This is a genomic window from Bacillus sp. FSL K6-0268 (genome assembly GCF_038005425.1).
Lineage (GTDB): Bacteria > Bacillota > Bacilli > Bacillales > Bacillaceae_G > Bacillus_A > Bacillus_A thuringiensis_S.
The window spans coordinates 1071349-1085525 of sequence record NZ_JBBOTF010000001.1; the positions used below are offsets into that span (position 1 = coordinate 1071349).

Below are 14177 nucleotides of genomic sequence, written 5' to 3' on the forward strand. Positions count from 1 at the left end.
ACAAGATATAAAGATTTTTCATATAACACCGCCAAATATACAATTATTCTAATTTTATTTGAGAAATAAAAAAAACGAGCTATACATAAATACAGCTCGTTACTATATGATATTTATTTCACTATCTCTTAAATATAATTTTTATATAAAACTTATTCATTTTTAATAAAGTTATTATTTTACATAATTAAATTGAATTTCTTCCATTTCCTCATGATAACTTACAAATAAATCATAGTTTTGAAAATACCAAAGATCATCACAATCTACAAAAAATATAATACCTTCCTTCTCAACTGACACTATTTCTCCATCTGGTTTCTCAGCAACAACCCCTAAAGAATATCCGGGCTGAATTGAACTATCCCCTCCGTACCTTACAGTAACACGTACAGATTCACCGTGCTTTATACGTAATTCTTCCTGGAACCATTGCAGAGCTTTACGATCAATTGAAATTTCCAGCTTTATTCCTCCAGTTTACACAAACTCTTTTTTTCCTAATCGTTGTTTTACAAAGAAGACGAAAATAATTAAGGCTATCAATGCTGAAATTGCACTCCCTGAAAATAAAATACGATAACCAAACATTTGTGAAACAACTCCAAGTACAATAGCACCTAACCCGATTCCTAAATCAAACGCTGTAAAAAATGAAGCATTTGCAACTCCTCTTTTACTCGGATCGACAATTGTAAGCATTGCCGCTTGCAAAGCTGGCTGCGCTGAACCAAATCCAATACCGTATAATGTTGCTGCGATAATTACACCTATCAAACCATTTGAAATAGTTAAAACAACTATAGCTAAAATAGTAATACATAATGCTGGGAGTATGATGAATACTTCTCCACACTTATCTAATAGTTTCCCTGAAATTGGTCTTACAATTGTTAATGCAATTGCATATACAAGAAAGAAAGTTCCCGGATTTACATGAATTGATGATGCAAATAACGGTAAAAAGGTTGTTATTCCTCCATATGCAAACGATAAAAAGAATACTACAATCGTGATTGTTAATACGGATTTCTCAAATAGCTGAATTTTTCCTTTTTCTTTTTGTAGCGTAAATGGCATCTTCGTTATTAGTGATAATACGACTGCCATAAAAGATAACAACGTCGCTAATAAAAATAGACCATTAAATGAATAATTTTGCACAACCCATAATCCAATCATAGGTCCGATGGCCATTGCAATTGTCATCGCCATCCCGTACCAGCCCATTCCTTCTCCACGGCGTGAATCTGGAATAATATCAGTTATTGCTGTTCCAACAGCTGTTGTAGAAACAGCCCATGTTACTCCGTGAATAACACGTAAAACAGCTAAAAGGACAATAGTCGATGCTATATTATAGGAATACATCGTTAATCCAAAAAAGATAAGTCCGAACATAATAAAGGATCTTCTACCATATTGATCTAGCATTCCTCCAATAATCGGTCGTATTACTACAGCAGCTATCGTAAACATCCCCATCATGAGTCCAACTTGCGATTCATTGCCACCTATCTCTTTAATAAAGAGCGGTAGCGTTGGAACAAGTAAATAAAATCCTGTAAATAAAAATAACATTGCGAAAGTCATTTTAATAAATGATTTCGTCCATAATCGTTCCATAAAAATACCTCCATACACTCGTAAAATATTACGATTAACAACCTCATTGTACATTTTATTGATCTCTTTTCCCTCCGCAAATAGACGTATCTTTTCATATTAAATAGTCCACCATCAGCTTACATTAGTCTTAAGACTTTGTACGCATGTTTTAAACGAAAGTCCTATATATGTACCTTTATACGTGTGAAAAGAATATACTAATTTATTAACACAACTTAGGAGTGAATATTTTATGTGGGTATCATTAAGAGTAACTGCCGTAGTTCCTTCGACTCCTGGGATACATGTTCCTGCAGTTCATACAGCTAGCTCCGATGTAGGAATTGAACTTCCCGCAACTTGGCAACAATATCAAATTCCCGGTCAAGTTACCCCCTCATTTTGGCATCATGGTGCACACCCAAGTAGTACTACCATTTATAGCCATAGTTATCCTCCACTACCTCCGACTCAAGTCTTTTATCATTTCCCTTCAATTTATTTCCAAAATTTTTATGGTACGTTTAACATTTAATAGCTATCACTGTATTACCCTACATCTTAATAAAGCGAACCTTTAATCCAGTTTCAACATAAAAAGTCGAATTTCTTAAATAAGAAATTCGACTTTTTTATTGTTTTCCAAACGAAAGTAACCGTTAAAGAAAGACATTTATTAAAGACTTGAATATAATTCCCACTTATTTAATGCTTTATGTAATCCATTACAGTTAGTCCCTTTCCGGAATAACCCATACATACAATCATTTCTCTCTTTACGTTACATTTCACATAAACTACATTCACTCTTTTTCTTCTATCCGGCCCTTAACATAAAATTTTCTATAGCAAAATGAAAAAAGCACTTAAGATTGTAAATTCCCACAAATCTTAAGTGCTTTTTTGAAAACTTTTCTATAAATTTTTCTTATTGTCCATTATTGGCAGGAACCTCTCCTGCATTTCCACCATTATTTGGTTGTACTGTTGCAGGTGGGGTTGGAGTTCCTTGACCTCCATCATTATTCGCTGGAGGTGTCGTTCCTTGGTTTCCTCCGTTATTCGCTGGAGGTGTCGTTCCTTGACCTCCTCCGTTATTCGCTGGAGGTGTCGTTCCTTGGCCTCCTCCGTTATTTGCTGGAGGTGTCGTTCCTTGGCCTCCTCCGTTATTTTGTTCATTTTGTTTCTTTTCTTCTTCTTGTTTCTTTTGCTCTTCTAGTTTCTTTTGTTCTTCTTGCTTCTTAAGTTCCTCTTGTTTCTTTAATTCTTCTTGCTTTTTCTCTTCTTCAGTTTTTTGCTGTTGATCTTGTTTTGGTTGCTCCGTTGTATCCGGTACGCTAGTATTTGGCGATGAATCACGTTTTTCACCTTTTATACGTAGCTCACTACCTTCTTGAATGACGCTACTTGGCATTTTAAAGCGTGATTTATCTGTAGCCATTTCGCTCATCATTTCTTTAAAGATCAACTGTGCAATTTTCGTATTTTTACTACTAATATACTCGTCTTTGCCATCTTTCATATACCCAGTCCATACTGCCATCGTATATTGCGGTGTATATCCAGCAAACCAACTATCACGAGTTGCACTTTCTGGAATTTTATATTGAGCTAATTGTTTTGATGAGTAGTTTGTCGTACCCGTTTTTCCAGCTACATCTAAAGATGCTACATTTGCAGATGTACCAGTACCTGATCTAACTACAGAACGAAGCATATCTGTAATCATATATGCTGTAGAATCTGTCATAACTTGTTTTGGTTTTTGTCCAAAACTTTGTGACTTACCATCTGGATAAACGACTTTCTTAACAAAATGCGGTTTCGTATATTTACCATCATTACCAAATGCCGCATAAGCGCCCGCTATTTCAGTTGGTGATACTTCATTTGTACCAATCGCTGTTGATTCAGTCGGTGCTGCATTAAATGTAATGCCTAATTTCTCAGAGAAGTCTTTTGATTTATTAATTCCGACTTCTTTCGCAGTCTTAATTGCTGGGATATTTCGTGACTTTTCTAATGCTACACGCATTGTAATTGGACCCATGTGACTTCTATCTGAATTTCGTACTTCTTGTCCCGTTGAATACTTAAATGGAGAGTCATCAATTTGATGGTACGTAGCCCATTTTAAATATTCAATTGCAGGAGCGTAGTCGAAAATCGGCTTCATCGTTGAACCAGCTGCACGATCTAATTCAATTGCCATATTGTGTCCTTTAAATACAGCTTTATTTTCTCCACGGCCACTACCTATAGCACGAACTTCTCCTGTTTTCGTATCCATAAATGTAAATGCACCTTGGAATTTATCGTTCGGATAATCAATGATATTATTATTTAAAATATTATCAGCAAGTTTCTGTGCTTTCGGATCTAACGTTGTATAAATTTCTAAACCGTCAGAACCTATATTAGCATCTGGCAATTCTTTTTCTACTTCTTTCACAACTGCATCCATAAATGCAGGATATGGCATTGTTTGTAGTTGAGTTGCAGGCTTGAGTCCCTTTTCTACGTCAACTTTTGATGCTTCTTCCATTTCCTGTTTTGTTATATATCCATGTCGATTCATTAAGTTTAGAACAACATTTCTTCTTTCTGTTGCTTTTTGAACATTTTCTTTTTTCGTTGGATCATAGTTATTCGGTGCTTTCGGTAAACCTGCAAGCATCGCAACTTCTGGTAATGTTAAGTCCTTCAATTCTTTACCATAGTAGTTTTGTGCTGCTGTTGCGATCCCATATGAACGGTTTCCTAAGTTAATTTTATTTAAGTACATCTCTAATATCTCATGTTTTGAATACTGTTGTTCTAGCTTATAAGCTAAATATATTTCTTGTGCCTTACGCTTTGGTGTTTTGTCCATTGATAAGAAGTAGTTTTTAATAACTTGCTGTGTTATCGTACTTCCACCTTGAGAACCATAATCTCCTTTAAGACTTACTAGAACAGCACGGGCAGTACCTTTAAAATCTACTCCGCTATGCTCATAAAAACGTGAATCTTCTGTCGCTAAAAATGCATTTTCTACTAATTTAGGTATTTGCTCATACGTAACATTCGTCCTTTTTTCTTTTCCATATTCATATACCAAATCCCCGTTTTTATCATAAATTTTTGAGGATAACGGATTAACAAGTTTTGCTTTCTCAAGTTTTGGTGCATCCTTAATCATTACAAAAAAGGTAGCAACCCCCGCCACTAAACCAACAATACCAAGTAATAAACAAGTAATTAAAAACTTGCGAAAGAATGATGTTTTACCTTTTGGTTTTTGTGTTTTAGACGCTGGCTGTTTTTTCTTTTTAACTTGTCGTCGTTCCTCTCGAGAACGATAATTTTCTGACATGTTACTTTCTCCTGCCTTTCAATTCTCCCGTTGATTTACTTAAAAATATTGAGGTCACTTTCTAAAATGAATTTGATTAAGAAAGTATATTGACCTGGAGCATTCAATATTTTCCCAATTCACAGATTATAATTTTTAGAATACTTCTTATACAAACTATTTTCACTTCTATTTTTCCTAATAACGCTGCCCCTTTAAGCATAGAATGTAAAAAGTGAATTTTTAATACCTCGTATAAATAATATACCTTTTTTTCAAATGGTCAATATTTTCTTATTTATAAATCAAAGGTGAAATAAAAATAGCACAACGATATGTACTTCGTGTGAACTTCCTTATAATTACGTATAACAAACATTTAATATATTGCATATAAGTATAATACCTCTTAAATTATAAGGATTTCAACTTCATAACCTCAACATCTACAAGAAATTATTAAAAATGAAAAGTGAGGAGTTGCGTAATGATGAAGCTATCTCCCGTGATTTCAAAAAATATAGTTGCTGTTGGCTACAATCCTTTTTCTATGATTTTGCGAATCCAATTAAAGAATGGTATGTACGATTTCTTTAATGTACCAGAAAGTATCTATACTGGCCTATTACATGCACAATCTAAAAGTTATTATCATAAAACTTACATTAAAAATTCTTTCCGCCACACAAAAATTTAAACTTAACACCCACTAAAAAAAGGAGGTTAATCCTCCTTTTTTTAAAAAATATTTTACAGATAAATTACCTTCGATTCCTCTTATTAATTTCATCATATGCTTGAATTTGTTTTTTCAAACGCCGATCAGCTTTTTTATCATGCACTACAAGAATTGCATGTATAACTCCTGGAACCCAAAATATTAGTGTTAATATGAAATTTATTATTGCCTGAATTGGTTTTCCACAAAATAATACAGCAACAGGCGGAAGAAAAATTGCTAATAAATACATCATCCCTTGAAAACTCCTTATTTTGTATTTTATATATCACTTTTCAAAATATACGCAAAGAAACCTACTACTATTTTAATCTTAACTTGCCTCTAAAATCAATGTCTCTCCTTCTACTTATATAAGTATTTCAGACTTTTCATTGTTTGCTAGCCTATTTTCTTCCTCTATTGCAGTTACTCCAATTGCAGAAATTAACGTTCCAAGCGCTTGTATCCAAATACCAATGAGTGCAATTATTCTCTCATCCTTCTTATCAAAAATACTATCTTCATTTTCTCTCTCATCTTTCAATAAATTTGAAACGCCTTGATACGCTTGTAATCCAGCTCCTAAACTTTGCATGGAGTTACCTAGTATAATAATTTTCTGTAGTACATTTATATCCATCAAAGCTGCTTCTACTCCTAAAAAAGCACCGATTGATTGTAAACTGTTCCCTATAATAATAAGAAAATCATTTTCTTTCAATTGTTCATTTATATTAAAATATGTTCCTATTACATTTGATATATTCCCTAATGCTAATAACTCAATTCCTATTTTATCAAGTAATTTACTTTGATTCTCTAAGCCTATATTTTGATTTTCTCTTTTTTCTTCCCCGTCATCATACTTGCTCGCAATGATTTGTAATATATACCCGAGGGCTTGTAATGAGCTCCCTACAATAACAAGGTCCGATTCAACTTTCTCTTCTCCAATAAATCCTCTTGTCGTCCCAATAGCAGCTGTAAGGTTCCCTCCCACTTGAAACCATGCCCCTGTCACTTTTAAACCGCGTGGATTCATTTTTATCACCTATTTAAATATTTTCTAAAGCTTTCAAAACAAACAAATCTCACCCTTAATCGTTTATTTTATTTTTCATATGTGATTTTGTGAATGATATAATGTACTACCAATATAAAAAAGCACCTTAAAGGTGCTTTTTTATATGCATGCTGGACATGTCAACGAATCTCCATTTTTATCTATTGTTATATTCAATATATATTGAATTGCTTTATGTGACCAAGTTTCAGGTGTAGGTGATTCATTTATATATTGTGGAGCACATGACTTCAGCATTGGAGTACTAATACTCCCTCCAGGATCTAAAGCAACTACAGCCATGCCATAGGGTAATTCCAGGGCCATAGATTTAGTGATACCTTCAATAGCAAATTTCGAGGCACAATATGGCGCAAGCTCAGCCTCACCTTCTCTTCCCCAACTAGAACTCATATTAATGATAATCCCTTCTTTCCTAACTACCATTGCTGGAACAAACGCTCTTATTACATTTACTACACCATTCACGTTTACATTCATTACATTTTCAAATTCTTGAGCCGTAATTTTCCAAAGTTGTGCATTTTGATTTACAATCGATGCATTATTTATTATCAGATTGGGAGCCTTATGTCTATTAAGTATATAATTTGCCCAATTGGTAACTTGCTGAGAATCTGAAATATCAATTACTTGGAAATCATGTATTTTACTGTACTGTTTTTTTAGTTCTTCAATTTTATCTTTTGAGCGTCCACAACCATATATGTTCCACCCTAATTCATGAAATCGATCAACCATCGCACGTCCTAACCCTTGTGTCACACCTGTAATAATTACAGACTTACCAATTTCTTTTCTCTTCATTTCGCTCATCCTCCTTCCCTATATATTACTCTCTTCATTTTTATTCAGCCATTTACTATAGTATCAACTCAACTCATACTTTAGTAATAGTTTTGATATTGCATACATAAACAAAAAAAGTAACCATCATGGTTACTTTTTGCTACCTATCTAAAAATTCATTGTTTATTTCATTATTGTTTTTACATTTCAACTTCTCTTTTCCACATTTCTCACACTAGTAAATATAAACTACACCTAATGTACCTTTTTTTAAAATCCTCATTATCCTGCATCTTAATAAAAATATATTTATGTTTACAATGCGATTCACCCAAATAATTTTTAAACCACTTTTTCAACACAACACATTCCACCTTTATGATAGAACCTTTATTTAGCTGCCTTATGACATACTTTTATTTAAATGTTCAATCTCATATTGCAATTTTTTAAATTGCTCAAAATGCATGGTAATAGATTGACTACTACCATAATCAACATTTTGTTTCACTAATATAACACCCGTATCATGAAAAAGCGCTTCAAGTTCTTTCCTAATAGAAACTTTCGCAATATGAGCTGTTTTAATTGCAGATAAAATTGCAATTTCATTAAACTTTAATTTTATTTCATTTGGACAAAATGCGTCTTCAACTAATATAACTTCATTACTATAAATTAGTGCAACAAGATTACTTGATTTGGCATCTGTTAAATCAACTTTTTTCATAATATCTTTCATTACATTTTGCCTCCTTTATTTTCATATATATTAATTATACAAATTTTTCAAAAAAATACTCAACTTTATTATATTAATTTTAACACACTTTTATTGAAATCCATGCTCCAAACGTTTTACTATCCCACAATTTTTATTGTATGAACCATCTGGACTATAACTCCATATAGTAATGTTAACAACTTATTATAAAGCAGGTGAAAATTATGCCATCAGTTGTAGGAAATTTAGTTGTACAAAATAGTAATGGTTCATTTAACTTAGGTGATTTCTACAACGTTTCTCCGAAAGAAAATACGAAAGCTTATAATGGCTCCGGCGCATCAAACGTTGGTTTTGTTGTTAATACTTTTAGCGGTGTTAGCGCGACCAATACATTTGATTCTGACCTTGCAGATCAAAACCAAGTGGGTACAGCCTAATCTTATGTTTAACTTTCTGTATAGAAAATTTTAATTTGTCTATACTATAATCAGGCTGTTTGACAGCTCTTGTTGATTTTGGAGTACCCTATCTTTTTCTCCCTTTCCCTGGGGCTCAGCAGCTAGCTGCTTTTTCTTGTATTATTTATTTCATAAATCAGAAATAAAAGAAGCTGCCATTTAATATTCAGCTTCTTTTACGTTATTTCAATAATATCCATAGCGTTAAATACGTAAGTTTTATAAAAGGCGTCTGTACAAATTACAAATTGTTTTACCGGATTAATATGTACAACTGTCATGTAGCTTGTTAATATGTAGCCATCTTCAAAATATGTTATCAATATTTCTTTCTCAGACAGTAATGAATTTAATAATTTATCAGAAATTCTCTCTTTTGCTTCATTTGTTAAAAGCGGTTTTTGTACTTTTAATTTCTCTCCAATAATCTTTCTCATATTTAAAAGTTGTTCGGATATTACTGTAAACGGAACCCACTCTCTTTCTTCTTTTTGTATCTTTACATCGTTCATTTTTTATCTCCTTGATCATTTATACATTTATTTAGTCATACTATCCCTTAGTTATTTTTAATACTCACTAAACTCGGATTTACTTCTAAATTATAATTAGGTTATCCCTCTAAGGAACATTAGTTCTTATTATACACGAACTTACGTTCTTTTGAGAAGAGCCATACTTATTATTTTTTAACAAAAAACACAATTTTATTTACCTCTATACTTTCTTTTTCCTTTATCAAATAAACTTCTCATTTCTTATGTAAAATGAAATACATATAACAACTAAAAAGCGACTTCACACAAAGTGAAATCGCCTTTTTCTAAAAAATATTTCAAATTTTATTTTTCTATCCTAACTAATGTTCTTTCTGGAATACATAATTCATCTATATTAAAATGATTTATTTTTAATTTCAATTCCCCTACTCATTCCTTACCTTCATCACCAACCCAACAACTAAATAATTCGAAATAGTCTCCATCTTCCAAATAGCCTTCCATAATCTTGCATAAAGTTAAAAGTTTTTCTTTCGCTTCTTTTTTCCTTTACGTTTTGCCACTCGACAAATTCAATTCCCCAACTAGTTGAAACCTCATATGTGAAATTTGTTTGGAATTGATACTCTTGTACAATTTCAAGCATACTTTCATCTGAAAAACACGGTCCAAAAACAATTACATCATTAGAATCTGGAACCGTTAACTGAATTTCTACATTACAGCCTATGTAACTAGCTAAACTCATTTTATACTCCTCCAATATTCGTATAAAAAATACTTCATAGTATATTTATTCATATATAAAATCCCTACCCAAACAAAAAAGTTTTAAATTTTTTCGTTTATTAACCATCTATAACTGAAAACATATACTATGATGAACGAACTCACAAAGCATAAGAAAAGAGAACATTTACAACACTCTCTTTTCTTACATACTCTATGAAACTTTGCAAAACTGAATCAGTGATTTTTATTATTATATTTTATTACATAGGTTGTACTATTATATGTAACTCTCTCTCTGTATCCGATTTTTTCGGATGACGAAAATAATTAAGTTCGTACTTTAACACTTTATACTTAACCATCCCTATTTTAATCCCTTTCGTTTCTTTTAATATTGCTAATAAATCACTTATATTTTCATCATATGACTCAAAAATTTTCGCGCCGCCCTCTCCCTGAAAGATTACTTTCATATATTCTCTCCACCTTAATTTATTGATATGGTAAATGACGCGTTTAAAGCGATTCATTCTTTATCCTAAAATTTTCATACTAAAAAGAACATCCTTTCCAATCGAATGCTCAGCTTTTTACTAATTATCCACGTTAAATATTTATTCAAAAACATTATATGTATTATTTTGTAAATTATGTTCGATACCCATTATTAAAGAGTAAATATATGTAACAAACTTGCATAATGAAAACCGTATCATATCTACTTCCATTGAAATAATTATAATTCCTTTAATTTAAACCCATAATTTCCCATTGTAATTCTTAATATTTAAATGTAATATTGTATTGTCTTACTATCTATTTATAACTCACACACTAATTAGAAAAGGGAACTCTATATGAGTTCCCTTTTCTAGTTATGATTACAGTCATTATTTCTTTTCTAGAAATTTAAATGTATCTTTAAATTCTTTATTATTCACTTTAATATTAGCATCTTTCAATAAATCATTGACTACTTGTTGTTTCCATTTACCTGTCGTATCTTCTAGTCTTTGTTGTTCTAAATCTTTACGAATTTTATCTTTTACTTCATCAAATGGCTTCAATTCTTTTTTATCCGTCACTTTAATAATATGGTAACCGTAAGTTGTTTTAACTGGATCACTTACTTGGCCTGCATCTAATTTATACGCAGCTTCCTCAAATTCTTTCACTGTTTGCCCAGGAGCAAAACCAGATATTTCCCCGCCCTGTTCCTTTGAACCAGTATCTTCTGAATACTGTTTTGCTAAGGCAGCAAAATCTTCACCATTATTTACTTTCTCCTTTATTTCTTTAGCCGTTTTTTCATCTTTCACTAAAATGTGACTTACTTTCATTTCTGGTTTATAGTTATCTTTCACATCTTTTTCTGTAACTGTTGCTTTGATTGCTTTCTCAAATGCAATTTCTGGCTTCATTTTTTCTTTTAATTCATCTTCATTTTTCAATCCAAGTTGTTCTAAAGTCGATTTAAAGTTCTCACCCATTTTATCTTTTGCTTCTTCTACTTTCTTTTTTGCTTCCTCATCTGAAACTTTATATTTATCTAGCAATGCCTTACTTAACATCATTTGATATAAAGTACTTTCTCCATATTGTTGTCGTAATTCTTTACTTAATTCTTTCTCTGTAACATTTCCTACTTTTGATGTTACTACGTTGTCTGAGGAACCACATGCAGATAATGCTAGCATCAAGCATGAAATAATCGTTCCAATAAATATCTTTTTCTTTTTCAATTCAAATACCTCACTTTTATCATTATGCAAATTAACTATACACAGTCATTGTGAAAACAGTGTGTTTTCTACATGTAATTCATTTCATATGAGTAGACTATGCATCATGTATTTTCATTTTTAAATATAAAGAGTTTTCTTACTATGTATAGTAAGAAAACTCTTTATATGCTCCAAAAAAATATAACTTCTATAGTTACTTAATAATTACATGTTCTTCAGGTATCCAACTATTCTGCCCGATATCTACCGCATTTCCCACTCTATCCCACACTCGAAAAGATGTCGATCCATCTATATTTCCTTTATAATTCATACATTCAGGCTCTTCATAATAATTTACTCTGTAGCCGACAGGATATTTCGAAGTTGCATAAAACCATTTCACCTTAAAATGTTTTAAATATGCCCACTGCTTATCGTTCCCTAAACAAATCATATCTTGCTCACCGCCTCCCCAATAACCTGTTAAGATTAAATATGGAATTTTCTGAGTGAGTGCACCTGTAAATTGAGGATTCATAGGGTTCTCATATAAATTTATTCCGTATCCATCAGGATATTTCGAAACTGCAATACCAATGCCATTCGGTTGCTGTGTATACACTATGTTAGGTTGATTTGCTTTGTTCGAATCTATAAACCAAGAAAGTGACTTATTTCCTACTAATCGATTCAGATCACATTTCCCAACCCCAGGAACATTCCCTGAATCCGTATATTGCCAAATATCACATGGATATGCTGGCTTATTCCCTCCATAACGAGGGATCCATACGAAATCAGCTTCAATATTACGTGCTCCAAATGATAAATACATGTGATGCCCTACATATAATCCTACTTTTTCCGCACCTAAACGGCGTAATTCATCAATAAATGCCTGTGTCCCGCCTTGCATATCTGCCATCGTTTGAACTTCTACGTCCGCCACCCAAAACTTAGCTGATTGATCACCACGATTCCAAAAATCTTGTGCCTCTTTCTTTGCATCAGCAATAGATATAAAACGGCAAAAAGCATAATTACCGAATGGGATACTATACTTTTTCATTTCACTAACATAATTTTGATACATAAAATCCACCGTATTAGAGCCATCTTGAACTCTAGCTATCACTAAATCTAGCTGAGATGCTGCAATATCCCAATTGATAGTTCCATTCCATTTTGAAATATCTACAATATAACCCATACATTCCAGCTCCTTTTTAATGTCTTATTCATAGCTTGTTTTATTGTAAGCCTTATCTCTCTAAAACTAGCTATCTATAATATAAATAAAAAGAATCGTTACTGTTTTTCAAAATATATTCTCTTTCAGAAATATTTCTATTAGCTTTAACATGTATGTCACAAAAAATATTATCATATTCGAAATATACCTTACTATTTGTTATGTAGTCTCATCCTATCAATTTAGGTATTGATCATTTTTACGGATATTAGAAAAAATCCTCCTATAGTATTAACTTAAAACTTCCAGTATCAATTCCCTTTCAGTTAATAAAAATCATTCCTCATTTTCTATATATTCTTAAATCAAAATTACTATCTTTCCATGAAATATGAGATTTAGAAAAATTTTAATTAATTGAAAATTATTCCTGTTAACCTACAATTGTCCAACCTGAACACTATTGGTGCATAAAAAAGACATTTTCTATTACTGAAAATGTCTTTTTATAGTCTAATAAAACAATTTTGGTGTTAAATCTTTATTTTGTAATTGTGTATTTTCACTGTTCATAACACAACTTGTAGAAAATAATATTGGGCTATCACAAACCTCATCATTCATTACATCACGAAATACATTGGCAGCAACACCTGTAAACGTTTGACATAAGTTAGAAATATCGTCATTGAAAAACTGAATGACTTCCGCAGTGAACACCGGAAAGACAACATTCGGTCCGCCAGGGAACTGAGGCTGTACCACAACTTGTTCAAAATAAGGATTGTTTTCTAGTGCTACTTGAAATAAATGAGCTATTTCAAATGCATCTAGTGGACAAGGAAATGGATTTACAATTTCATTCTCATTATTCGTTACAATAACTGTCACACTTACATTCCCAAATTGTACAAAAGATTTTAAAAACGTTGCTAACGCTCTCGCTTTTTCATTACTTAACGCATGCACTAAAATAATATAATTACCACCAACAGGAATAAGTGGCCCAACTGTAACAGTTGGATCAGCACCTATTGAATTTTTTAATTCATTAAAATATGTGATCCACGGTGGCGAAAGCTGAGCTTGTACATTTTCTTCCACTATTTTATACTACCTCCTTATACAATTCTTACTAACATGATATGTAACAAATTAAAAAATGTATTAGTTATATTAACTATTTTCGTATTTATTGATTATATTAATTAAACATTTTATTTCGCATTCTCAATTTCCCTTTTACATCTTTAAGCACTTTTACTACTATGAAATTCTTTATTATAAGCAAATCCACTGAAATTT

Annotated in this window: 15 protein-coding genes and 2 pseudogenes; 3 read left to right on the forward strand and 14 right to left on the reverse strand. The window is 31.9% G+C overall.

Annotated features, from left to right (window positions below):
* Positions 1-174 precede the first annotated feature (174 nt).
* Complete coding sequence (locus tag MHI28_RS05285; RefSeq protein ID WP_025989028.1) at positions 175-465, reverse strand: HesB/YadR/YfhF family protein; 291 nt, start codon at positions 463-465, stop codon at positions 175-177.
* A 15-nt stretch (positions 466-480) separates the two neighbouring features.
* Positions 481-1626 (reverse strand): MFS transporter, encoded by a 1146-nt coding sequence (locus MHI28_RS05290; RefSeq protein WP_340827672.1) that lies wholly within the window; start codon positions 1624-1626, stop codon positions 481-483.
* A gap of 235 nt (positions 1627-1861) precedes the next feature.
* On the opposite strand from MHI28_RS05290, the gene MHI28_RS05295 reads away from it, so the two are divergent.
* Positions 1862-2143, forward strand: coding sequence for a hypothetical protein (locus MHI28_RS05295; protein ID WP_000270162.1), 282 nt, complete (start codon positions 1862-1864; stop codon positions 2141-2143).
* Positions 2144-2536: 393 nt separating this feature from the next.
* Here the strand turns inward: MHI28_RS05295 and MHI28_RS05300 are convergent, their stop codons facing one another.
* The gene (locus MHI28_RS05300; RefSeq protein ID WP_340827673.1) at positions 2537-4963 is read right to left on the reverse strand and encodes a transglycosylase domain-containing protein; all 2427 of its coding nucleotides are present in this window, start codon (positions 4961-4963) and stop codon (positions 2537-2539) included.
* 466 nt (positions 4964-5429) lie between these two features.
* Between MHI28_RS05300 and MHI28_RS05305 the strand changes: the two genes are divergently transcribed.
* Positions 5430-5639: a KTSC domain-containing protein gene (locus tag MHI28_RS05305; RefSeq protein ID WP_000977080.1), complete on the forward strand. Its 210-nt coding sequence runs from the start codon at positions 5430-5432 to the stop codon at positions 5637-5639.
* A 64-nt stretch (positions 5640-5703) separates the two neighbouring features.
* On the opposite strand, the gene MHI28_RS05310 is transcribed toward MHI28_RS05305, so the two are convergent.
* The 5 genes and pseudogenes from MHI28_RS05310 to MHI28_RS05330 form a co-directional block, all read right to left on the reverse strand.
* Positions 5704-5916, reverse strand: coding sequence for a YqaE/Pmp3 family membrane protein (locus MHI28_RS05310; protein WP_000990219.1), 213 nt, complete (start codon positions 5914-5916; stop codon positions 5704-5706).
* A gap of 114 nt (positions 5917-6030) precedes the next feature.
* A complete protein-coding gene (locus MHI28_RS05315; protein ID WP_001069566.1) occupies positions 6031-6705 on the reverse strand; it encodes a DUF6944 family repetitive protein in 675 nt (224 codons plus the stop codon).
* A 141-nt stretch (positions 6706-6846) separates the two neighbouring features.
* The gene (locus tag MHI28_RS05320; RefSeq protein WP_000823054.1) at positions 6847-7554 is read right to left on the reverse strand and encodes an SDR family oxidoreductase; all 708 of its coding nucleotides are present in this window, start codon (positions 7552-7554) and stop codon (positions 6847-6849) included.
* A 142-nt stretch (positions 7555-7696) separates the two neighbouring features.
* Positions 7697-7898: pseudogene (locus tag MHI28_RS05325) on the reverse strand (hypothetical protein).
* Positions 7899-7939: 41 nt separating this feature from the next.
* Positions 7940-8278, reverse strand: coding sequence for a hypothetical protein (locus MHI28_RS05330; protein ID WP_000651908.1), 339 nt, complete (start codon positions 8276-8278; stop codon positions 7940-7942).
* Positions 8279-8484: 206 nt separating this feature from the next.
* Between MHI28_RS05330 and gerPF the strand changes: the two genes are divergently transcribed.
* Positions 8485-8700, forward strand: a complete 216-nt coding sequence (gerPF, locus tag MHI28_RS05335) for a spore germination protein GerPF (RefSeq protein WP_001141569.1) — start codon at positions 8485-8487, stop codon at positions 8698-8700.
* Positions 8701-8897: 197 nt separating this feature from the next.
* Here gerPF and MHI28_RS05340 read toward each other — a convergent pair whose 3' ends face one another.
* From MHI28_RS05340 to MHI28_RS05365, 6 genes and pseudogenes are all read right to left on the reverse strand, one after another.
* Complete coding sequence (locus MHI28_RS05340) at positions 8898-9233, reverse strand: YolD-like family protein (RefSeq protein ID WP_002162812.1); 336 nt, start codon at positions 9231-9233, stop codon at positions 8898-8900.
* A gap of 330 nt (positions 9234-9563) precedes the next feature.
* Positions 9564-9969, reverse strand: a pseudogene (locus tag MHI28_RS05345) (hypothetical protein).
* Between the two features lie 244 nt (positions 9970-10213).
* Positions 10214-10426: a hypothetical protein gene (locus tag MHI28_RS05350; protein WP_000864274.1), complete on the reverse strand. Its 213-nt coding sequence runs from the start codon at positions 10424-10426 to the stop codon at positions 10214-10216.
* Positions 10427-10843: 417 nt separating this feature from the next.
* Positions 10844-11695 carry a peptidylprolyl isomerase PrsA gene (locus MHI28_RS05355; RefSeq protein ID WP_000727339.1) on the reverse strand — a complete coding sequence of 284 codons (852 nt, stop codon included), beginning with the start codon at positions 11693-11695 and terminating at the stop codon, positions 10844-10846.
* A 196-nt stretch (positions 11696-11891) separates the two neighbouring features.
* Positions 11892-12890, reverse strand: a complete 999-nt coding sequence (locus tag MHI28_RS05360; RefSeq protein ID WP_000540670.1) for a glycoside hydrolase family 25 protein — start codon at positions 12888-12890, stop codon at positions 11892-11894.
* 495 nt (positions 12891-13385) lie between these two features.
* On the reverse strand, positions 13386-13976 hold the full coding sequence (locus MHI28_RS05365) for a hypothetical protein (RefSeq protein WP_000392278.1): 591 nt from the start codon (positions 13974-13976) through the stop codon (positions 13386-13388).
* Between the last annotated feature and the right edge of the window lie 201 nt (positions 13977-14177).

Bases quoted from the DNA above. Each gene is read 5' to 3' on its own strand.
- MHI28_RS05330 (WP_000651908.1), bottom strand. From the start codon at position 8,278: ATGAAAGATATTATGAAAAAAGTTGATTTAACAGATGCCAAATCAAGT.
- MHI28_RS05295 (WP_000270162.1), top strand. From the start codon at position 1,862: ATGTGGGTATCATTAAGAGTAACTGCCGTAGTTCCTTCGACTCCTGGG.
- MHI28_RS05340 (WP_002162812.1), bottom strand. From the start codon at position 9,233: ATGAACGATGTAAAGATACAAAAAGAAGAAAGAGAGTGGGTTCCGTTT.
- MHI28_RS05315 (WP_001069566.1), bottom strand. From the start codon at position 6,705: ATGAATCCACGCGGTTTAAAAGTGACAGGGGCATGGTTTCAAGTGGGA.
- MHI28_RS05350 (WP_000864274.1), bottom strand. From the start codon at position 10,426: ATGAAAGTAATCTTTCAGGGAGAGGGCGGCGCGAAAATTTTTGAGTCA.
- MHI28_RS05290 (WP_340827672.1), bottom strand. From the start codon at position 1,626: ATGGAACGATTATGGACGAAATCATTTATTAAAATGACTTTCGCAATG.
- gerPF (WP_001141569.1), top strand. From the start codon at position 8,485: ATGCCATCAGTTGTAGGAAATTTAGTTGTACAAAATAGTAATGGTTCA.
- MHI28_RS05300 (WP_340827673.1), bottom strand. From the start codon at position 4,963: ATGTCAGAAAATTATCGTTCTCGAGAGGAACGACGACAAGTTAAAAAG.
- MHI28_RS05310 (WP_000990219.1), bottom strand. From the start codon at position 5,916: ATGATGTATTTATTAGCAATTTTTCTTCCGCCTGTTGCTGTATTATTT.
- MHI28_RS05360 (WP_000540670.1), bottom strand. From the start codon at position 12,890: ATGGGTTATATTGTAGATATTTCAAAATGGAATGGAACTATCAATTGG.
- MHI28_RS05320 (WP_000823054.1), bottom strand. From the start codon at position 7,554: ATGAAGAGAAAAGAAATTGGTAAGTCTGTAATTATTACAGGTGTGACA.
- MHI28_RS05305 (WP_000977080.1), top strand. From the start codon at position 5,430: ATGATGAAGCTATCTCCCGTGATTTCAAAAAATATAGTTGCTGTTGGC.